This window comes from Pseudomonas sp. S3E12 (genome assembly GCF_001702295.1).
Taxonomy (GTDB): domain Bacteria; phylum Pseudomonadota; class Gammaproteobacteria; order Pseudomonadales; family Pseudomonadaceae; genus Aquipseudomonas; species Aquipseudomonas marginalis.
Window position 1 is genome coordinate 99,588 of sequence record NZ_MBDT01000006.1, and the last position, 18,913, is coordinate 118,500.

Sequence of the window (18,913 nt, forward strand, 5' to 3'; positions counted from 1 at the left end):
ATTGATGCCGATACTCCGTGGCTGGAGCTACTGTACAACGGAGCTTGTGCGCTTTGAATAGGGCGGATGGACGGCTACAGGAGGGTGGCCATGGGCTATTGCTTCGGCGCGATCATCCTCGTACGCGCCTTCCCGTCGGCGTTGTGCTGGTAGATCGTTTCAGGCTGCCCCCGCTCGTTGAAGAACACTTGGCCGATGCCTGCTGAATTCCATAACCGTTCACCGGCCTCGGCATGCTCCGGGATATGCGGCACCACCTGCATGGTGCGGCGGCGAGTGAACCAGTTGAGGGGGGAGCGTGGCGAGTACAGCCAGCGATTGAGGCGGTCGAACCATTCCAGCAAGCGCGGCGGGAATTCATTCTTGATGCCGCTGCTGGTGATCTGCCAGATCCTGGGGCCGGCGTTGCGATGGCGGATCAGCACTTCATAGACGAACGAATAGTGCACATCCCCCGAGAGGATCACGTAGTTACCCGGTGTGCGCGAGTGACGAAAGATGTTGAGGATCACCTGGGCCGCACCGCGATGGGCCATCCAGTTTTCTGCGTCCACCAGCAACGGGTGGCCGCACCAGCTGAAGATTTTCTGCACGGTCTCGATCAGCTTGACGCCGAAGATCGGCGCGGGGGAGACGATGATGGCCGAGGGATGGTCGAGCAGTTCCTGTTGCAGTTCGCTCAAGGCTTCCCAGTCCAGCAGGCCGGAGGGTTGCTTGAGGGTGAATTCGCTGCGCCAGCGCCGGGTGCGGGTGTCGAGCACCACCAGGGCCGGGGTGGTGGGCAGTACGTAGTGCCACTGCTGGAACTTCAGCAGCGCCGCGAGCAAAGCATCCTGTGCCTGGGCGTCCAAATGATTGTTCTGCGCCTGGGTGGCCAGTGCCTGGGTGTGGCCCACCAGCTCATCAAAGGCGTCCGGGTTATTGCCCCAGCCCTGGCACAGCAGGTACGCCAGCAGGGCGTTACCGATGATGCGTCTGGAGAACGGATGGCCGTAAGCGGTTTCTTCCCATTGCGCGCTGAGGTTCCAGTCGTCGGTGATGTCGTGATCGTCAAAGATCATCAGGGTGGGCAGATGGGCGAATACCCGTGCCACGCCCGGCAAGCCATCGCGGAATTTATCCACCTGCACCTGTTCGCGGGCATAGCGCGCAGCTTCATCGGCGTTCAGTTGCGGTGGCTGTACGGTGATCAGGGACCAGGGGGTGGGCGACCACACCAGCAGGTACATCGCCATGACTTCGGCGAACGTCACCAGGTGATTGTCGGCGGTGCTGCTGGTGAAAATCGGCTTTTTCACGCCGCCAAAAAAACGTTCGCGCAGGGTCTCGTTGCTGTCCAGCGCGGGTAGCAGGTCCGCGCGGTGGTAGTAGCTGGCGTGATGCCCGTAGAGGCTGGCGCTGTCGTCTACCACCGCGCCTTCCAGGTACTCATCGAACAGGCCCAGGCGCGCAATCAACCCATGGATCGCCCGCAACATCGGCCCGGCCACATCGTCGGCGTACACCTGGTCGCCGCTCATCATCAGCAAGGCTGGGCGGTCGGCCAGGGTCGGCGCATCGGCCAGCAGCCGATCGACACAGAGCAGGCCTTCGTCGGCGCTGTGGTGAGGTTTGCGGCAGGAGCCGTGTACCAACTGATGGATGTGGCTGTGCAGTACAAAACTTGGGCAGTGTGTGTCGGTGTACAGCAGGTGCGGTGCCCATTCGGTAATGCCGGTGTCTTCAATCAGCAGGTCATAGCCGATCCCCACGTCCAAGGGCAGGGCGTCGTCCAACGGTACATCGATCAAATGAATAACGGCGTGGCGGCCTACGGGTACGGTTTTGCATTGGCCCTGATCCAGCGGGATATCGCGGGGCTGCCCGTCGATGTACAGCTTCAGGGTCAGTGCCAGCGCCCGGCTGCCCACCAGCCACAGCACCAGCCGTCGGGGCTCCAGGCGCCGCAGTAACGGGCCTGCCAGAACGTCGGGCAAAGTATCTGGTTGAGACATGTAGGCAGAGGCTCCAGGCGCTATAGAACCGGCGAGGTTATCGCAGTGAATGTCAGCATTTTGTTAATACGGCGCAAAGGGCAGCCCGGATGGCTGCCCTTTGTGATGTGTCAAAGCAGTTTTCCTCCAATGCTAACCAGTGTGCCCTGATTCTTGTGCGTGTCTTTCGCTGCGATGCCGCCCAATTCGATGGTGGAGGATCTCTCCTGAATGGGTTCGATGCTGCGATTCTGGCGCCGGTGCGCCTCAGACTCTTGCCGCACATTCAGTGCGCGATTCATGTTCAGTGTGTGAAAGATGGAGTCAATCATGGGGAAATCCTTCTGTCGGTTGGACACCTCACCGTGAGCAGTGAAGCGCAGTCAAGCCTACAGAAGGGTAAGAGGGGGGAACTATAAACGCCTCGCTGCAAATGATGACGACGGCGTGTTATTCCCCTCAGAAATCATCAGCGCTGCTTTTGGTGCATTCGTCAACTTTGGGGGAAGTCGCGCCGCGCTTGCCTTCCAGCACAAAGGCCGCGCGGTTTTGCGCGACCACGTTACGTAATGCACTGTAGTAGTCCGGCAATTTTTGCAGGCTGTCGGTGAGCGGCAACAGCGATGCCCGCGTGTCCACGGTGCCACCTACCAGGCTGAGGGTGCCCAGGGTCTGTACGGTGTCACTGTCTCCCAACGGCGAGACCAGGAAACTCAAGACCTTGCCCGCCGCATCGCGGCTGTTGCTGGTACCCAGCAGTGGCAGTTCGACAATCGGCCCGTTGCCGATGCCCCACACGCCGAATGTCTGGCCGAAGTCGGCGCTATGGCGCGGGATGCCCACGCGGTCTGATACATCGATCAGTCCCACCACCCCTACTGTGGTATTCAGCGCAAAACGCCCAAGGGTATTGACCGAGCGCCTTGGGTTGCCTTGCAACAGGTCATTGATAAACACCTTCGGCTCGCTGAAGTTGCTCGCGAAGTTATGCACACCCTGCTGGAAAAAATCCGGCAGGTAGCGGTAGCCACGTGCTACCGGCGCCAGAGCGTAGTTATCCACCGTCCGGTTGAAGGCAAACACCCCGCGATTGAGCGGTTCGGCCGGGTCATACACCGGGTAATTCACCTGTGCGCAGCGGGTGGTGGTGCCCGAGGGGGCCGGGCTGGCGCAGCCCGTGAGGTAAGACACGGTCAACAACAGCACGGCCTGGCGAGCCAGGTGCCGGGGATAGGTCAGCGAGCGCATAAGCACGGTCTCCGCAAAAGGGAGGCCGATGCTGGCAGCCGTCCCTTGCGCAAAGATGTCTGGTTTATTGCGGCGCTGACGCTTTATTGCACGATTGAAATATATGACGGGCTGCGCCGAATGGTTTTAGATGGCGCATCGACAACACCCAGTGATGCCCGCCTGTGAGCAACCTTTTGATCGTGGACGATGACCTTGAAGTCCTCGCGCTGCTGAAGAAATTCTTTATGCAACATGGCTATGCGGTCGAGACCGTCGCCGGTGGTACCGAACTGTGGGCCGCCATGGAGCGTCATCCTGCAGACCTGATCATCCTTGACCTGATGCTGCCGGGGGAAAACGGCCTGTTGCTGTGCCAGCGCCTGCGCCAGCAGTACGCAACACCGGTGATCATGCTCACCGCCATGGGCGAACTCAGTGACCGCGTGGTAGGCCTGGAAATGGGCGCCGACGATTACCTGAGCAAACCCTTCGACGCCCGTGAACTGCTGGCGCGGGTGCGTGCGGTATTGCGTCGGGCAGGCGAGGGGCGGCCAGTGTTGGGCGAGTCTGCCCGTCCCTTGATTCGCTTTGCGGGCTGGCAACTGGACGTTACGCGCCGTGAACTGCGCTCCCCCGACGAGGTGATGATCCCGCTGTCATCCGGCGAATTCGACCTGCTGCTGGTCTTTGTCGAACACCCCCAGCGCGTGTTGACCCGCGAACAACTGCTCAACCTGGCGCGGGGCCATAGCCATGACGCGTTCGACCGCAGCATCGACGTGCAGGTCAGCCGCCTGCGGCGCAAGCTGGAATTCGATACCAAGCGCCCGGCCATGATCCGCACTGTGCGCAATGGCGGTTATCAATTCACGGCCAGCGTGAGCCGTTCATGAGTCGCCGCCCGCGTGACACCGTAGCGCGCTGGATCGCCCTGACCATCCTGGTTGCGATGTTTACCGCGCTGGCGCTTAACGCCCTGTTCGTACAATTGGCGGGCGTGTGGGCACGACCACCGTTGACCGAAATCGGCTTGCTGGAAAAGATCGCCGTGGTGGTGCGCGCGGTCGAGGCGTCGCAGCCTGCCCAGCGAGCACACCTGGCTCAGGTGATGGGCGATGAGTCCTTCAGCGTGACGTGGGTAGCGCAGCGCGCGGCCTTTGATTTGCCCGTGCTGAACGACCCGGACTTTGATTCGGGGGAGCAAGCGTTCAAGCACCTGCTTCAGGGACCGACCCGGCCCATGGAAGCCTACGAACCGTCCGACTGGCCAGGTGGCAACGGGCAGTATGTGCTCCTGATGCAACTGGCCGATCAATCCTGGCTGATGTTCAGCGCACGTGCGCGCAGCTGGGGTTTGGACGAGGGTGCACGCAGTGTGATCGTGGTGTTGCTGGTGCTGATCTCCACCGCGCTGGTCACCCTGGTCGCGACCCGTCGCCTGGCTCGCCCCCTGCAACACTTCGCCCAGGGCGCGCGGCGCTTTGGCGCCGACTTCCGCGCGCCGCCCATCGAACCGGTCGGCCCCCACGAAATCCGCCAGGCGATCCTCGCGTTCAACGGCATGCAGGCGCAGTTGCGGCACTTTATCCAGGACCGCACGCAAATGCTCGCGGCCATCTCCCACGACCTGCGTGCGCCCCTGACCCGCCTGCGCCTGCGCGGTGAATTCATCGAAGATGCCGACCAGCAACGCCGGCTGTTCAATGATGTCGATGAAATGCAGGCCATGATCAACACGGCCCTGGCGTTCTTCCGCGACGACGCACGCCTGGAGCAGGCCACCCAGCTGGATCTGGCGGAACTGCTGCAAACCCTGATCGACGACTACCGCGACCAGGCGATTGAACTGGCTTTCAGCGGACCGCCGCGCCTGGTGTACTTTGGCCGGCCCTTGGGCCTCAAGCGGGTGATGACCAACCTGATGGACAATGCCATCCACTACGGCCGGGCGCCGGAAATCGAACTGCAACAAGGGCCGGCCGAAGTGGTGATCCGCGTGCTGGATCGCGGCCCGGGGATTGCGGTGCAGTATCGCGAACAGGTGTTCCTGCCGTTCTACCGCCTTGAAAATTCACGCAACAAAAGCACCGGCGGCGTCGGACTTGGGCTGTCTACCGCCCGTGCGATTGTGCTGGAACACGGCGGCACACTCACCCTGTCGGAGCGCCAGGGTGGAGGGTTGGAGGCGGTGGTGGTGTTGCCGGTGTAACCGGCGCTCGCCACAGGGGCGGTCAGGTATGGGAGTCCGCAATCACCTTCGGCACCGTAAACCGGAACTCACTGCCACGCCCCACTTCACTTTCAGCCATGATCTTGCCGCCATGGGCCTGGACAATCCCCTGGGTGATATACAGCCCCAGGCCGGTGCCGGTGGGATTGTTTTCCGATTGGGTCCAGTAGCGATCAAACACGTGGGGCAGTTGATCAGGCGCAATACCTTCGCCTGAGTCACGCACCGAAAACACGATCTCTTCACCGTTGGTCATCGCACTGATGCCGATATTGCCCTGGCGCGGAGTGAACTTGATGGCATTGCCGATCAGGTTCGACAGCACCTGGAACAGCCGCTCCGGGTCGCCGTTGATCTGCAGGCCAGGCTCGGCGTTGAACGACAGGTCGATGCCTTTTTCCATCGCCAACGGCGCGAGCAGGGAGTAGGCCTCTTCGAACATTTGGCTGACGTCCAGGGCCACGGGTTTGACCACGTAGCGCCCGGCCTCGATTTTCGAGGTGTCGAGCAAGTCTTCCAGCAAGACGTTCATGCGTCCGGCGGCCTGTTGCATGGTGTCGATGGCCGAGGAAATGCGTCGCGAGGTATGCGGGCCGTCGGAGCTGAAGGCCTTTTGCATCATGCCGCAGAGCATGGAGATCACCGTCATCGGGTTGCGCAGGTCGTGGGACACCACCGCCACCAGGTCATCGCGGGCGCGCACGGCCTGTTGCTCGCGCAGCACCTGGCGAGCCAGGTCGTTCTCCAGGGCAGAGCGACGCAGGTCGTTGGCGGCGAACAGGTCGCCATGGCTCCACTTGGTGGAGATACCGGCCATTTCCACTTTCCAGATTTCAAACGAGGTACGTGGGCGAAGGCGCAGGCCGGCGTCGGAGTTTTCCAGGTCGAGCGGCTTTTTCGGGTCACCACTCCAGTTGATGTTTTCTTTCACTTCCGGGCGGAACCACAGCACGCCGTTATCCACAGGCTTTGGCAGGCTCATGGCCAGGACACCGCTGGCCACCTGTTGGAACTCGGCGCCTGGCGGGTAGATCGACACCAGGTTATGGCTGGAGAACACCGGCTCGCCGCTGTCCTGCAGCCACTTGTGCAAGGCCCGGATCTGCGCCGGTTCCGGGCAGTTGCCGTAGCGGTGCAGTTGCTTGTCTTCGATGATCGCCACGCCGCCGGACAAGGTCAGGTCCATCAGCACCTGGCCGCGCTGGGCCAGGCCGTCGAACACGTTTTCTTCGGAGGCCTTCATGGCTTTATCCAGCAACGCCAGGGCCTCGACTTTTTCTTCCCGCTGACGGCTCAGGTCCAGGGCTTCCATGGCGCTGATCTGCAATGACAGCACCTGGCCGATGGTCTGGCAGGTGATGCGCAAATCATTGGGTACCAGCAGCGGCTCGCGATTGCCGCAACTGATCAGGCCCCAAAGCTTGTCGCCCTTCATCAGCGAAATGCTCATGGACGACAGCACGCCCATGTTTTGCATGTACTGGCAGTGAATCGGCGACACGCTGCGCAGGGTGGCAAAGCTCAAATCCAGCGGTTCGCCGGTATCCGGGCGCAGCTTGGGCAGCAATGGCACCGGCTCGTAGGCCGCATTCGGGATGATGCGCAACCAGTTGGTGCGATACAGCTCGCGGGCCTGTTCCGGGATATCGGACGCGGGGAAGAACAGCCCGTTGAACAGCTCCATGGACGGTGCCGACGCTTCCGCGATCACCTGGCCATGGCCTTCTTCTTCGAAGCGGTAGATCAACACCCGGTCGTAACCGGTCATGGCCTGGATTTCAGTCACGCTGATTTCGTACAGCGCTTGCAGGGTTTTCGCTGATTGCAAACGTTGCAGCATCTTGCCCAAGTCACTGCTGCGGCCTTTCAGGGCCCGTGGCCGGAAGTCCTTGAGCCGCGGTTCGAATTCCAGCACCAGCACGTCCTGATGGCGGTGCAACAGGCCTTCGAACTCGGCGCCGTTGAGGGTGACGTGCAAAGGCGGCGCATCAAGGAAGCTGTTGTGTTCGGCCATGGCCTGCACGGCCTGGGCGTGCTCGGCACCGAGCAGCGTGTGCAGTGGCTGGCCCAGCAACGACTCGGGGGCGCGGTTGAACAGGCTGGCGACGTTAGTGCTGACTTGAATGATGTTCAGGTCGGGCTCCGACAACGTCAGCAGCACACCGTGGGGTTGGATCGCCCCTGGAAAGCGGATGGGCTCGTCGGCACAGTTGGCAAGCAGCTCTTCAAAGTCTTCGGGTTTCATAGCAGTACCTCCTGGCTGTCGAGCCATTGCTCAAAGCAGCTGAATGTCGAACGGGCCGCGTGTACCGCGCGCTGTTTGGCTGGCGCGTCCAGCGGCAGACGGCCCAGGTAGTCGAGAAAATCTTTCCAGCGCCGACCGGTTTCGGCACCGTAGACATCAAGGAACGCCCCTCCGTTATCGGCGTCCAGTGCCAGGCGTCGAGCCATTTCCCGACGCAGTACCTGGCCGCCCAGGGTCGCGCCTTCAAGCACATACAAGGCGCCGAGGCAGGCGGCGGGGGTGTCGAAAGCGGGCAATTGCCCACAGTGCGGCAAGGCGTTGATCGCGCAGGCGTCCAGGCCAAGGGCGTGAAGATCGTCGATCAGCGTCGGCGTTTTCATACGCAACGCCGGGTCGAAGCCTTCAGGGATAAACTCACAGCCGTACAGCGCTGCTTCAATCGGCCGGTAAAACCCGTAATACGCCTGGATCAGGCGCCGATACCAGCCGGCATCAAGCTCCTCGGAAAAAAACGGCAGGCGTTCTTCCAAGGCTACGTGCAATAGGCCGGTGCCTGCGCGCAACGCGTCCAGCAATGAGGGCGCACCACCATCATGGGCCTGTGAATGCATGCAATGAGCTCGAACTGTGGGCCTTCCGGCCATGAATGACGCGTTGTAAAAGGCGACAATTCTACACAACAGGTGGACGTCGGCTGAACGCACAGACGAAAAGGCTGACCAGCGGATCAGAAAAGTCGCTCCCTGCTGATGCAAGTGACCACAAGGCAGGCGGTGAAGTTCGGCAAAAGTGATATCGCGAAGCTATCAATGCATGGATGAGCCCTGCTGAGTCAGCGCCGTTTGCACACACTCAAGCAAATGTTCGGTGCTCCACGGCTTGGGCAGAAACCGCACGGAGCCGCCCAATTGCTGTGCAAGTTTGGCATTGCCCGAGGTGAGCAGCACCGGCACTGACGGCCAGCGGTGCGCCACCACTCGGCTCAAGTCATAGCCGTTGAGCAACCCCGGCATCTGCACATCGCTGACAATCAAGTCCACCGGATCATCGCCGCGCTCCAGGTAAATCATTCCTTCATCGGCTGAAGGAAAAGACGTCACAACCGCGCCGAAATCCTCCAGTACATCCACCATCAACGACCGAATGATCTCGTCGTCTTCCAATACCAAAATCGATGGCTGAGCCATGATCCTTACTCCACCATCAGGGTTCAGTAAGGTGGAGTGGAACGGGGGCGGATAGGTTCGATTGGATGCGTATCGGGCGATGGGTGGTCAGTTTCGAGGGTCTAGGTTGCGCATTTGCGCGGAGGTACGGCAGGATACCGGCGTTCTGCAATCAGGATCGGCCCGAATCCCGTGGGCCCTCGCACAAGGTCGTCAACCGTGAACGCTTCCGCAGCCCCCTTGATCGACCCTGACCTGGGCAATCGCATGATCAAAGTCGACCACGCCGGCGAGCATGGCGCGATCTGTATCTACAGCGGCCAGCTGTTTATGGCGCGATTGTTTGTACCCGGCATGGTGGGTGAGCTCGAGGAATTCCTGTCCCACGAACGTCGCCATCGCGCAGTGTTCCAGGCCGAGTTGCAACGACGGGGTTACCGACGCTGCCGCAGCTACTGGCTGTGCGGCCTTGGCGGACTGGTGCTGGGCCTGCTCACCGGGGTGTGCGGGCGCAAGGCTATTGTTGCCACCACCGTCGCGGTGGAAAGCGTGGTGCTCAAGCACCTGGCTCATCAGCTTCATGCGTTACGCGAAATCGACCCACTGGCCGTGGCGGCCATTGCATCCATCGTTGAAGAAGAGCAACACCACCACGACCACTCGGCTGCGCAGATCGATGTGCAGGATCCCTGGTTTCGTGCGCTGACGCCGGTGGTTACGGCGTGGACCGAAGCGGTGATCTGGATGGGCATGCGCTCCTGACAAACAGGCATAATCGCCGCCAACACCGATGTGGAGTCACCCATGAAGTACGTCCTGCTGACCCTTGCGCTGATCCTCAACACCGGCGCCGCCAATGCCGCCGGCGATGCCGAGGCCGGCGGCAAACTCTTCACCAAGACCTGCGGCGGCTGCCACAGCGTCGGCGAAGGCGCACGCGGTGGCTTTGGCCCGGAGCTCAACGGCATCATCGGCCGACCTGCCGGTACGACCACCGACTATCAATATTCGGACGCGATGAAAAACTCCGGTGTGGTCTGGACCCGCGACAAGCTCGCGGCCTACATCGAAGCGCCCAAAAAGGTGGTGAGTGGTACGCGCATGATTTTCTGGGGCATCAGCGACCCGGAAAAAATCGACAATATCCTGGCGTACCTCGAGACGTTCCAGCCCAAGTAATCACTCACGCACATTCCTGAACAGCATCAACCGCGCACTCTCGTGCAGCCCACGGGTCAGTGCCTGCAGGCGCTGGAATTCCTCGGGGTGCTGCGCGGCCACATCGTCACGCGGGGTGAGTGATGCCAGGTCATGCAAGGTGGGTGAGCTGCCGTCGTGCTGCATCTGCAGCAAAAAGTGCCGGGTTACGCCGCCGATGATCGGGAAGGTGCCTTCGCGCAATACCAGCGGCACCACGCGCTCGCCCTCGGGCGCCGGTTGCTGGATGTCCCGGCCCATCGCACCGTTGCGGAACGGTACGCCTGCCATGCCGGCCACGGTGGGCAGCAGGTCGGTCAGCCCCACCGCTTCTTCGATCACCCGCGGCGCAAGGCCGGGTGCGTGGATCAGCAGCGGCACGTTGTTACTTTCCAGGCCCAGCTGTTCGAAGGCCGGCGCCATGTGCGGGATTTGGCTGATGCGGGTGTTGTGGTCGCCGAAGAACACAAAAATGCTGTTGTCGTAGTAGCCACCGGCCTTGGCGATGTCCATCAGCCGGCCGATGTTGTAGTCCAGCAGGCGTACGGCGTTGTACTGCTCGACACTGCGGGACCCCGCGGCCTGGGCCTGTTCCAGCGTCACGTGGCTGAGCTGGAAGCCATCGTTGTGCCTGGGGATGGTGAAGGGGCGATGGTTGCCGGAGGTTTGCAGGTAGGCAAAGAACGGTTGGTCCTTGGGAAGCGTGCTCAGCAGATCGTCAGCTTCCTTGAACAGGTCCAGGTCGGAAATCCCCCACACGTCTACCCGTGGCGACTGCCAGTCGCTCTCCTCGAACAGTTGCACATCGTCGATGCTCTGGCGGATCAGTGCATTGATATTCGCCCAGCCGGCGTTGCCGCCGATCATGTAGAACTTCTGGTAGCCCTCGAATGCATTGATCAATGTGTGTTGCCGGGTGATCAGCGGGTTGCGCGTGGCGGTCTCCTGGCGGGTGACGTCGGGCACGCCGGTGATGCTGGCCCACACGGTTTTCGCGGTGCCGGTGACGGGGACGTAGAAGTGTTTGAAGAACCAGCTTTGCGTCGCCAGTTTGTCCAGGTTCGGTGTGGGGTTGAGCGGGTTGCCATAGGCGCCCACGGCGCTGGTGCCGAGGGATTCGAGCATCACGAAAATTACGTTGGGCGGGCGCTCGCCGGCCAGTCGATAAGGCTGCACGCCTTGTTCGCGGATGAAGTCCAGGGACTGGGCATCGGGCTGGGTCACGCCCAGGTATTGGGCGACTTGCGGGTAATACTGGCGGACCTGGGCCTCATCGAACTGCGATTGACCGACCTTGAGCGTGTCATACAAAAACAGCACCGGGTTCAGGCCCACGGCGGCCAGTTGGCTGTTGCCGGCAAAGAAGGCATCGCTCCAGCGCAGGGGCACCGGGTTTTCCAGGTTGAGATGGGCGACACGGCCGAGCAGGGCCAGCAGCACCGCGACGACGCCCATCACACTCACCACCGCCAGTGCCGGTTTGCCGATAAGGGCGGGCGCTCGATCCAGGGTCAACCGCTCCAGGCAGACCAACGCCCAGACCCAAAGCGCCACTGCCGCGAGCCAGCAGGCGGTTATCCACAGTACCGGGTAGGTTTCCCACACCATCTGCTGGGAAATCTGCGCATCCTGCAGGTAGCGCAGCACCGTCGCATTGATACGCACGCCGAGGTAGGCGTAGTGGCCGAAGTCGATGATGTACACCAGCCCCACCGCCGCCAGTGCGATGACCAGATAAGCGCGCGCCAGCCAGCGCAGGGCCGGCAGGGTGGTGAGGTTCCAGCGCGGCAACCACGCCAGCACGGCCAGCGGCAGCAGGAGCAACACCGCCAGGCGCAGGTCGAAACGCAGGCCGATCCCCAGGGTTTCCAACAGTGCCGGGGTGTTCAAGGGCAGGCCGGAAAAAACCAGCACAAACACCAGCCGCAACGCAGCCAGCAACACAAACACCAACCCGATCGCGCCCAGGCCGTAGCGCAGGCGGCGTGATTGCAACGCACTCATCATTGACCCCGGTGCCATTTCAAAAGAGGGCGCCAGGCGGCGCTGATCAGCAGCCCCGCGCCGGCGATCAGGCAGTAACCGGTCAGCAACGGATCGACCAGATAATCCCAATAGTTTTCCGACGCCTTGAGCCGTAACGCAAAGGCCAACGTGCCCACCGCCAGCATCCACGCCGCCAGCGTATTACGCAGCCACAGCATCAACAGTGCGGCTGCCGCCACCAGGACGATCATCGGCCGCGGGTTGAAGCCCCAGCGGTACGGGTCAAAGTAAGTCAGGCCCAACGTGGCTGGGTACAGCACCAGGCTCAGCAAGCCAAACAGCAGCAACATCTGCACCTGATGCCGACGAGCGAGCGGTTGCACTAAGCCCAGGCGGCAGAGCATGACCCACGCCAACAGCACCAATGTGCAGATGGCCAGGTCATCGGTAAAACTGCGCACATACGCCGCCAGCGGCAGCGCGTTGACTGGGATAAAACTGACCGCCACCAGCACCGGCAGTAGCCATGGCCGCCAGGGCGCGGTAAACCTGAGCGCGCTCAACAGCACAAACCCCAACAGCACAAAACTCAAATGGGCCTGCCACACAGAAACCATCACAGACGCTCCGCCAGCCAGGCTTCGTTGAAGCTGACATGTTTGATAAAGGTGTTATTCCACGAGTACACCACGTGGTACATGCCGTCCGGGCTGCGGCTGAAGTACGGGTACTCGTATTCGAAATCGCAGCCCCGGGGTTTGCACACGCGGTAGTCGAGGTTGCTGAGAAAGCGCTGTTCCAGCGGCAGGCGTTTGGCGCCGCTGGAGGCGCGGAAGCCTTCGCCGATGATTGCTTTATAGGCATCGGGGGAGAACGGTTGGCCGAGCGGGTCGGGTGACTCATCCAGTTGCACCACGGTGCGCCATTGACTGAGCTGGGCGTCGGTGCCGTAGAGGCTGAGCTTGAAGCGGCCGTCCTGCAGGTCGTTGAGGGCCACGAGCAGCCCGTCATCCTCGGTACCCACCGCCGCCAACGATGAATTGGGATTTGCCGGTTCCAGCGGGTATGGCTCGCTCCAGGTTTGCCCCGCATCTTCGGTGCGGCTGGCCAGGACGCGGTGGTGGGTGTCGCCGGCGTAGCGCAACATCGCTACGGCACGCTTGCCATCCAGCGGCACGATGGTCGGTTGCAGGGAATTCTTGCCGCGGCTGATGCGGAATTTGTCGATCACCGCGCCGTCGGCACTCAAGTACAGGTACTCGGCAAACTTGCCCATGAACTCGTGGTACACCGGCAGGCCGATGGAGCCGTCGGCGTGGAACACCGGCGCGGCGCGTACCAGGGTACTGATGTTGAAAAACGGTGAGGTCACCAACTGCCGGGGCGCGGACCAACTGGCGCCGAGGTCATCCGAGACCATCAGGTTGATCGCACTGGTGGCCCAGCCGCCGACCGACACCGACACATAAAACATCCACAGGCGTTTATCCGGCCCGAGGGCGATGACCGGGTTGCCGAGTTTGCGGATATAGCGCTGGGTGCCGTCGCGGGTGCTTTCCCGCGTGGCCAGCACCTGCTCGGTGCCCCATTCGCCGCTGCGCGCATCGAAGCGTGCGGTGCGCACCTGCACATCGGCGGCGCCTTCCCGCGAACCGGCAAACCACACGGCCATCAAGTCGCCGCCGGGCAGGGCGGTGACGGAGGAAGAGTGCACAAAGTCCGTGAGCTGCGAGGACACAAAACGGCTGGTGTATTGCGGCGCCGCCGTCACCTTCGAGGTGTTTGGCGTCACTTGGGCAAAGGGCGCCAGCACATGGGGCGGATGGCTTAGCCACGCGGCCACGAAGACGGCGAGCAGGCTGCAGATCAGTAAGGCGGAGCGCATAGAGGACCTGTCGAGAAGAGGATTACTGCGCACGCTCATCCGGCAGGCGCTTCCTGCGACCGGTGAGCATGGATAACGGCAGGTTGTCCCGCACCTGGATACTTTCAAACACCGCGGCCAGCACATGGATGCACACCAGGCCCAGCAGCACATTGGCGGCGGTCTCATGGATTTGCAGGGGCCAATCGGCGCCCCACAGGGCATCCACTTCCTGCATCAAAAAGCCGCTGACACCGATGGTCAGCAACGCCAGCAACATCGACAGCATCACCAGCGCACCGAGGGGCGAATGGCCCAGGCGATGCTGCGGGCGGCGGTTGAGCAGCGAGCGCAGATGGGTTTTCAAGCGTTTCGGGGTCGGCCAGAAGTCCGCCCAGCGTGCACTGCGCGGCCCGATGAACCCCCACACCGTTCGTACCAGCAGCCAGGCCATGGCGTAGTAGCCCAGCCAGACGTGCCAGTCGTCGCCCGCTTCGTTAAAGAAGTAATTGGCGACGAAGACCCCGGCGATCGACAGATGAAACAGCCTCACCAGCGGGTCCCACAGGCGCAGGGATTCGCCTGGCATCAGCCTTTGATCTCAGTCTTCACGGCCTTGCCGGTGACCGGGTCGTGGTAGATCTCGACCTTGCGCTTGTCCTTGTCGAAGCCGTAGATCTCGTAGCAGTTGCCATCGGTGACCTTGAACTTGCTGATCTCGTAGCCTTCGGCCTTGAGCTTGTCCTGGAAGGTTTTTTCGTCTTGCCATTGCGAGCGTTCGGCGGTGGTGCATTGCGGACCGGCAACGGCCAGGGGGCTGGTGATAATCAGGGACAGCAGGAGAATTTTGCGCATGGAAAAGCTCTCAGCAGATGTGGGAGATTTAACAGTGCAAAACCAACCTTAGGGCAACCTTAGTTGGCAACGCGCCGTAACATCTTTGCCGGAATAGCCCCGCCCAGAACCCGGCATGATGCCGCCGATTCCTACAGAGACTTTGCTATGCGCCTACTCCTTGTCGAAGATGATCGCGCCCTTGGCCAAGGGATTCGCGTGGCATTGGGCGTTGAAGGCTACACCCTGGATTGGTTGCAGGATGGCGTTGCGGCCCTGCATGCCCTGCGCACGGAAAGCTTCGACCTGTTGCTGCTCGACCTCGGCCTGCCGCGCCTCGATGGCCTGGACCTGTTGCAGCAACTGCGCGCCGAGCAGCACGACCTGCCGGTGCTGATCCTCACCGCCCGCGACGGCACCGCCGAGCGCATCGCCGGCCTGGATGCCGGTGCCGATGATTACCTGGTCAAGCCCTTCGATGTGGAAGAGCTCAAGGCCCGCGTGCGTGCCCTGCTGCGCCGCAGCCAGGGGCGCGCGCAACCGATGCTGGAACATGCCGGCGTCAGCCTCGACCCGGCCACCCAACAGGTGCGCTACCTGGACGCGGACATCATCGTGACGCCGATGGAGTACCAACTGCTGCACCAACTGATGGTGCGCCCCGGCAAAGTGGTGACCCGCGAGCGCCTGTCCCGCGCGTTATATGGCTGGCAGGACCGGGTCGAGAGCAACACCTTGGAAGTGCTGATCCACAACCTGCGTAAAAAGTTATCCACCGAGCTGATCCGCACCGTGCGCGGCGTTGGCTATGTTCTGGCGCTTAAACCGTGAGCTCCGTGCGTGCTCGTATCCTCATCCCCGTCCTGGTGCTGATCCTGTTGGGCGACGCGCTGATCAGCTGGCTGGTGCTGCGCGATAGCCACCACGAAATCGAAGAAGTCTACGACGCCCAGCTCGCCCAAAGCGCGCGCCTGTTGCAAGGCGTATTGCGCCAGCGCGACCCCGGCGAGGCTGATTGGGACAGGCTGTACCAGGCGTTCGATCAGGCCATGAGCCGTGTCGGCGAAGACGGCGTCGCCCACCCTTATGAAACCCGGTTGACCTTCCAGGTGTGGCGCAGCGACGGCCAATTGCTCGTACGCTCCGCCGAAGCGCCGGTGTTGGCCGCACCGCCGTCTACCCTCGGCTCCCACGACATCATGGACAACGGCAACGACTGGTGCGCCTTTCTCCTCGCCGATCCGCAGCAAGGCCTGCTGATCTGGGTGGGCGAGCGCGACGACATTCGTCAGGACGTGATCCAGCGCATCATGCGCCACACCCTCTGGCCCACCTTGATCGGCGTGCCGCTGCTCACGGTGTTGATCTGGCTGGTGATCGGCTGGGGCCTCAAGCCCTTGCGCGCCATGGCCTTGTCGATTCGCGGGCGTAACTCCGACACCTTGCAACCGCTGCACCTCAAGCCGCTGCCCAGCGACCTGGAGCCGATGCAAACCGCGCTCAACCGGCTGTTGGTCCAGGTGGATGACCTATTGGAACGCGAGCGCCGCTTCATCGCCGACGCCGCCCACGAACTGCGCACCCCCCTGGCGATCCTGCGCATCCACGCGCAAAACGCCCAAAGTGCCGGCACCGAGGCCCAGCGGCGCGAAGCGTTGGACTTCCTGGTCAACGGCGTCGACCGCGCCACCCGTATTGGCAGCCAACTGCTGACCATGGCGCGTATCGAACCGCAGTTGAACAACCTCAAGCGCAGCCGTGTACAACTCACCGAACTGGTGCGCGAAGAACTCGCCGAACTGACACCGCTGGCCATGGAGAAAGGCGTGGAGTTGGTGCTGGAAGGGGATGAAGACTGTTGGATCGAAACCGAGCCGGTGGCGCTGGCCATCGCCCTGCAAAACCTGGTGACCAATGCCCTCAACTTCTCCCCGCCGGGCAGCGAAGTCAAAGTGGTCATTGGCGCCCATTGCCTGAGCGTGGAGGACCAGGGCCCGGGCATTGATGAGGCAGAAATGGGGCGTTTGTTCGAGCGGTTCTACAGCCGTGGCAATGCCAATGGCGCAGGGCTGGGGCTGGCGATTGTGCAGATGATCGTGGGCAAGATCGGTAGCCGGTTGGCGTTGTATAACCGGGAGCAGGGCGGGTTGTGTGCGCGGTTGGTGTTTAACGAGACCTGAGGCGATCATGGCGGAACATTCTGTTTAATCACAGGTCCAGTCATCATCGTTCACCCTGATAAGGACATCCTCCCGTGAAGCGAATCGCGCTGCTGTCCCTGGTCCTGGCGCTATGTGCCTGTCAATCCAACCAACGAGACTCATCGCCCAGCCTGCTCAAGGACGGCATCCAGCTGCGTCAGAAAACCGTGGCCGTCGATGCGGACCACGCCAAAGTCATCATGAAAGCCTATGGCGGCACCGCTCCCGTCGAGTTCTCGATACGCCGCGAAGGCGACCCCGATGAACGCATGGAAACCCTGGGCACGGTGATGGATACAGGTGAAGGCCGCGTCTTCAACTGGATTGGAAAGCTCAACCAGACGGTGGCCAGCGCTGGGTTCAAGCGCTTCCCGCAGTTGGAGATCCAGGCAGATCCTGGCAAGAAGTTGACCGTTGCCAGTTCGTCCACCGACTCACGCCCTGGCATCTACGCCATTTGCGGGCCTCTGTTAAGTAGCTTCCAGCCTGAAAAGGGCAAGGTGTATCTGGTGGAGTTCCAGTTCAAACCTTCGGCGTGTGCGCAGCAGGTGTTTGATATTACGGATCCGGGGAAACGGGTTCTGATTGTGGGGGAGGGGAGTGAGGCGAAAGAGGGTTAGGTGGACGGCCGAACAAATGCGGATGCTGCGCCTGGAAGGGCCTGAAGGTTTGATACTTCCAGCGCTCTCCGCCAGGGTCTTCATCGGTTGTGCTGACTTCGCCGAAGTACCAATGCTCTGATTCGAAAACGTTGTAGTGGTCTAATGAAACCGGACACCCATTTAGGCGAGAATGCTCGCCAGAACGAGGTGTCAGATGACCAAACAACGCCGTACCTTTTCCCCTGAATTCAAACGCGAGGCCGCCGACCTCGTTCTCAAGCAGGATTACAGCTTCATTGAGGCCAGCCGCTCGCTTGGTGTCGGGGAGTCGGCTTTGCGCCGATGGGTCGACCAGGTGCAACAAGAACGCACGGGCGTCACCCCGCAGAGCAAAGCGCTGACCCCGGAGCAGCAGAAAATCCAAGAGCTGGAAGCCCGAATTGCTCGCCTTGAGCGGGAAAAATCGATCTTAAAAAAGGCTACCGCGCTCTTGATGTCGGAAGATCTCGAGCGTTCGCGCTGATTGACCAGTTGAGCATCCACGAGCCGGTTGATTGGCTGTGCAAGGTGTTTGAAGTGACCCGCTCGTGCTACTACGCTCGGCGCCTCAGGCGCCGCACACCGGAAGTAGAACGCCTTCGATTGCGCAGTCGGGTGAACGAGTTGTTCACCCAAGGCCGCAGTGCTCCCGGTAGCCGTAGCATCATGGCCATGATGCAGGACGACGGCGAGCAGATCGGGCGATTCAAAGTGCGCAGCCTGATGCGCGAGCTGGAGTTGGTCAGCAAACAACCGGGATCGCACGCTTACAAAAAGGCGACGGTCGAGCGGCCCGACATTCCTAATATTTTGAACCGGGAGTTTGATGTGCCCACTCCTGACCACGTCTGGTGTGGCGATATCACTTACATCTGGGCTCAAGGGAAATGGCAGTATCTGGCGGTTGTCCTAGATCTTTTTGCCCGCCGTGTTGTGGGCTGGGCGTTGTCGGGAAAGCCGGATGCGGACTTGGTCATCAAGGCCTTGGACATGGCTTACGAGCAGCGAGGGAAGCCTCAAGGTCTGCTGTTCCACTCCGACCAGGGCTCGCAATATGGAAGCCGGAGTTTTCGTCAGCGCCTTTGGCGATATCGCATGCGTCAGAGCATGAGCCGGCGAGGAAATTGTTGGGATAACGCGCCGATGGAGCGGGTGTTCAGGAGCCTGAAAACCGAGTGGATACCGACCATGGGCTACACGACGGCCCAACAAGCTCAGCGGGATATCAGCCATTTTTTGATGCACCGGTACAACTGGATTCGACCGCACCAATTTAATGGTGGGCTGCCACCGGCTCAGGCCGAGAAAAAACTTAACGTCGTGTCCGGGATTAGTTGACCACTACA

19 protein-coding genes are annotated in these 18,913 nt (G+C 61.5%); 8 read left to right on the plus strand and 11 right to left on the minus strand.

What is annotated here, in order from left to right:
* Positions 1–95 precede the first annotated feature (95 nt).
* The 3 genes from BB029_RS09605 to BB029_RS09615 form a co-directional block, all read right to left on the minus strand.
* Complete coding sequence (locus BB029_RS09605; protein WP_065939034.1) at positions 96–1,994, minus strand: alkaline phosphatase D family protein; 1,899 nt, start codon at positions 1,992–1,994, stop codon at positions 96–98.
* Positions 1,995–2,104: 110 nt separating this feature from the next.
* Positions 2,105–2,305, minus strand: a complete 201-nt coding sequence (locus BB029_RS09610; RefSeq protein WP_065939035.1) for a hypothetical protein — start codon at positions 2,303–2,305, stop codon at positions 2,105–2,107.
* 127 nt (positions 2,306–2,432) lie between these two features.
* Entirely contained in the window at positions 2,433–3,221 is a 789-nt protein-coding gene (locus BB029_RS09615; protein ID WP_065939036.1) for a VacJ family lipoprotein, read from the minus strand.
* A 164-nt stretch (positions 3,222–3,385) separates the two neighbouring features.
* On the opposite strand from BB029_RS09615, the gene BB029_RS09620 reads away from it, so the two are divergent.
* Together BB029_RS09620 and BB029_RS09625 are read left to right on the plus strand one after the other, a co-directional pair.
* Complete coding sequence (locus tag BB029_RS09620) at positions 3,386–4,096, plus strand: response regulator (protein WP_065926005.1); 711 nt, start codon at positions 3,386–3,388, stop codon at positions 4,094–4,096.
* Positions 4,093–5,412, plus strand: coding sequence for an ATP-binding protein (locus BB029_RS09625; RefSeq protein WP_065939037.1), 1,320 nt, complete (start codon positions 4,093–4,095; stop codon positions 5,410–5,412). The genes BB029_RS09620 and BB029_RS09625 overlap by 4 nt, the downstream gene beginning before the upstream one ends.
* 22 nt (positions 5,413–5,434) lie before the next feature.
* On the opposite strand, the gene BB029_RS09630 is transcribed toward BB029_RS09625, so the two are convergent.
* The 3 genes from BB029_RS09630 to BB029_RS09640 all read right to left on the minus strand — a co-directional run bounded on the left by BB029_RS09630 (position 5,435) and on the right by BB029_RS09640 (position 8,865).
* A complete protein-coding gene (locus BB029_RS09630; protein WP_065939038.1) occupies positions 5,435–7,678 on the minus strand; it encodes an ATP-binding protein in 2,244 nt (747 codons plus the stop codon).
* Positions 7,675–8,289: a biliverdin-producing heme oxygenase gene (locus BB029_RS09635; protein WP_065939039.1), complete on the minus strand. Its 615-nt coding sequence runs from the start codon at positions 8,287–8,289 to the stop codon at positions 7,675–7,677. Before BB029_RS09635 ends, BB029_RS09630 begins: the two co-directional genes overlap by 4 nt.
* Positions 8,290–8,484: 195 nt before the next feature.
* Positions 8,485–8,865, minus strand: coding sequence for a response regulator (locus BB029_RS09640; protein WP_027607604.1), 381 nt, complete (start codon positions 8,863–8,865; stop codon positions 8,485–8,487).
* 198 nt (positions 8,866–9,063) lie between these two features.
* On the opposite strand from BB029_RS09640, the gene BB029_RS09645 reads away from it, so the two are divergent.
* Positions 9,064–9,606, plus strand: coding sequence for a demethoxyubiquinone hydroxylase family protein (locus BB029_RS09645; protein WP_223841625.1), 543 nt, complete (start codon positions 9,064–9,066; stop codon positions 9,604–9,606).
* Between the two features lie 42 nt (positions 9,607–9,648).
* A complete protein-coding gene (locus BB029_RS09650) occupies positions 9,649–10,023 on the plus strand; it encodes a cytochrome c family protein (RefSeq protein ID WP_027607602.1) in 375 nt (124 codons plus the stop codon).
* On the opposite strand, the gene BB029_RS09655 is transcribed toward BB029_RS09650, so the two are convergent.
* From BB029_RS09655 to BB029_RS09675, 5 genes are read right to left on the minus strand one after another with little or no spacing between them, the layout of a single operon-like run.
* Positions 10,024–12,045, minus strand: a complete 2,022-nt coding sequence (locus BB029_RS09655) for an LTA synthase family protein (protein ID WP_065939047.1) — start codon at positions 12,043–12,045, stop codon at positions 10,024–10,026.
* Entirely contained in the window at positions 12,045–12,644 is a 600-nt protein-coding gene (locus BB029_RS09660) for a hypothetical protein (RefSeq protein WP_065939040.1), read from the minus strand. The genes BB029_RS09655 and BB029_RS09660 overlap by 1 nt, the downstream gene beginning before the upstream one ends.
* The gene (locus tag BB029_RS09665; RefSeq protein WP_065939041.1) at positions 12,644–13,912 is read right to left on the minus strand and encodes an exo-alpha-sialidase; all 1,269 of its coding nucleotides are present in this window, start codon (positions 13,910–13,912) and stop codon (positions 12,644–12,646) included. The genes BB029_RS09660 and BB029_RS09665 overlap by 1 nt, the downstream gene beginning before the upstream one ends.
* Positions 13,913–13,934: 22 nt before the next feature.
* The gene (locus BB029_RS09670; protein WP_065939042.1) at positions 13,935–14,480 is read right to left on the minus strand and encodes a cytochrome b/b6 domain-containing protein; all 546 of its coding nucleotides are present in this window, start codon (positions 14,478–14,480) and stop codon (positions 13,935–13,937) included.
* A complete protein-coding gene (locus BB029_RS09675) occupies positions 14,480–14,746 on the minus strand; it encodes a PepSY domain-containing protein (protein ID WP_065939043.1) in 267 nt (88 codons plus the stop codon). Before BB029_RS09675 ends, BB029_RS09670 begins: the two co-directional genes overlap by 1 nt.
* 147 nt (positions 14,747–14,893) lie before the next feature.
* Between BB029_RS09675 and BB029_RS09680 the strand changes: the two genes are divergently transcribed.
* From BB029_RS09680 to BB029_RS09700, 4 genes are all read left to right on the plus strand, one after another.
* Entirely contained in the window at positions 14,894–15,556 is a 663-nt protein-coding gene (locus BB029_RS09680) for a response regulator (protein WP_027607596.1), read from the plus strand.
* The gene (locus BB029_RS09685) at positions 15,553–16,905 is read left to right on the plus strand and encodes a sensor histidine kinase (RefSeq protein WP_065939044.1); all 1,353 of its coding nucleotides are present in this window, start codon (positions 15,553–15,555) and stop codon (positions 16,903–16,905) included. The genes BB029_RS09680 and BB029_RS09685 overlap by 4 nt, the downstream gene beginning before the upstream one ends.
* A gap of 74 nt (positions 16,906–16,979) precedes the next feature.
* A complete protein-coding gene (locus tag BB029_RS09690; protein WP_065939045.1) occupies positions 16,980–17,546 on the plus strand; it encodes a hypothetical protein in 567 nt (188 codons plus the stop codon).
* A 196-nt stretch (positions 17,547–17,742) separates the two neighbouring features.
* A protein-coding gene (locus BB029_RS09700; RefSeq protein ID WP_141696496.1) for an IS3 family transposase occupies positions 17,743–18,905 on the plus strand; the annotation gives its coding sequence in 2 pieces (ribosomal slippage) (positions 17,743–17,995 and positions 17,995–18,905; 1,164 coding nt in all).
* Positions 18,906–18,913 lie beyond the last annotated feature (8 nt).

Bases quoted from the DNA above. Each gene is read 5' to 3' on its own strand.
- BB029_RS09615 (WP_065939036.1), bottom strand. From the start codon at position 3,221: ATGCGCTCGCTGACCTATCCCCGGCACCTGGCTCGCCAGGCCGTGCTG.
- BB029_RS09605 (WP_065939034.1), bottom strand. From the start codon at position 1,994: ATGTCTCAACCAGATACTTTGCCCGACGTTCTGGCAGGCCCGTTACTG.
- BB029_RS09650 (WP_027607602.1), top strand. From the start codon at position 9,649: ATGAAGTACGTCCTGCTGACCCTTGCGCTGATCCTCAACACCGGCGCC.
- BB029_RS09610 (WP_065939035.1), bottom strand. From the start codon at position 2,305: ATGATTGACTCCATCTTTCACACACTGAACATGAATCGCGCACTGAAT.
- BB029_RS09635 (WP_065939039.1), bottom strand. From the start codon at position 8,289: ATGCATTCACAGGCCCATGATGGTGGTGCGCCCTCATTGCTGGACGCG.
- BB029_RS09680 (WP_027607596.1), top strand. From the start codon at position 14,894: ATGCGCCTACTCCTTGTCGAAGATGATCGCGCCCTTGGCCAAGGGATT.
- BB029_RS09655 (WP_065939047.1), bottom strand. From the start codon at position 12,045: ATGAGTGCGTTGCAATCACGCCGCCTGCGCTACGGCCTGGGCGCGATC.
- BB029_RS09675 (WP_065939043.1), bottom strand. From the start codon at position 14,746: ATGCGCAAAATTCTCCTGCTGTCCCTGATTATCACCAGCCCCCTGGCC.
- BB029_RS09665 (WP_065939041.1), bottom strand. From the start codon at position 13,912: ATGCGCTCCGCCTTACTGATCTGCAGCCTGCTCGCCGTCTTCGTGGCC.
- BB029_RS09625 (WP_065939037.1), top strand. From the start codon at position 4,093: ATGAGTCGCCGCCCGCGTGACACCGTAGCGCGCTGGATCGCCCTGACC.
- BB029_RS09630 (WP_065939038.1), bottom strand. From the start codon at position 7,678: ATGAAACCCGAAGACTTTGAAGAGCTGCTTGCCAACTGTGCCGACGAG.
- BB029_RS09640 (WP_027607604.1), bottom strand. From the start codon at position 8,865: ATGGCTCAGCCATCGATTTTGGTATTGGAAGACGACGAGATCATTCGG.
- BB029_RS09660 (WP_065939040.1), bottom strand. From the start codon at position 12,644: ATGGTTTCTGTGTGGCAGGCCCATTTGAGTTTTGTGCTGTTGGGGTTT.
- BB029_RS09670 (WP_065939042.1), bottom strand. From the start codon at position 14,480: ATGCCAGGCGAATCCCTGCGCCTGTGGGACCCGCTGGTGAGGCTGTTT.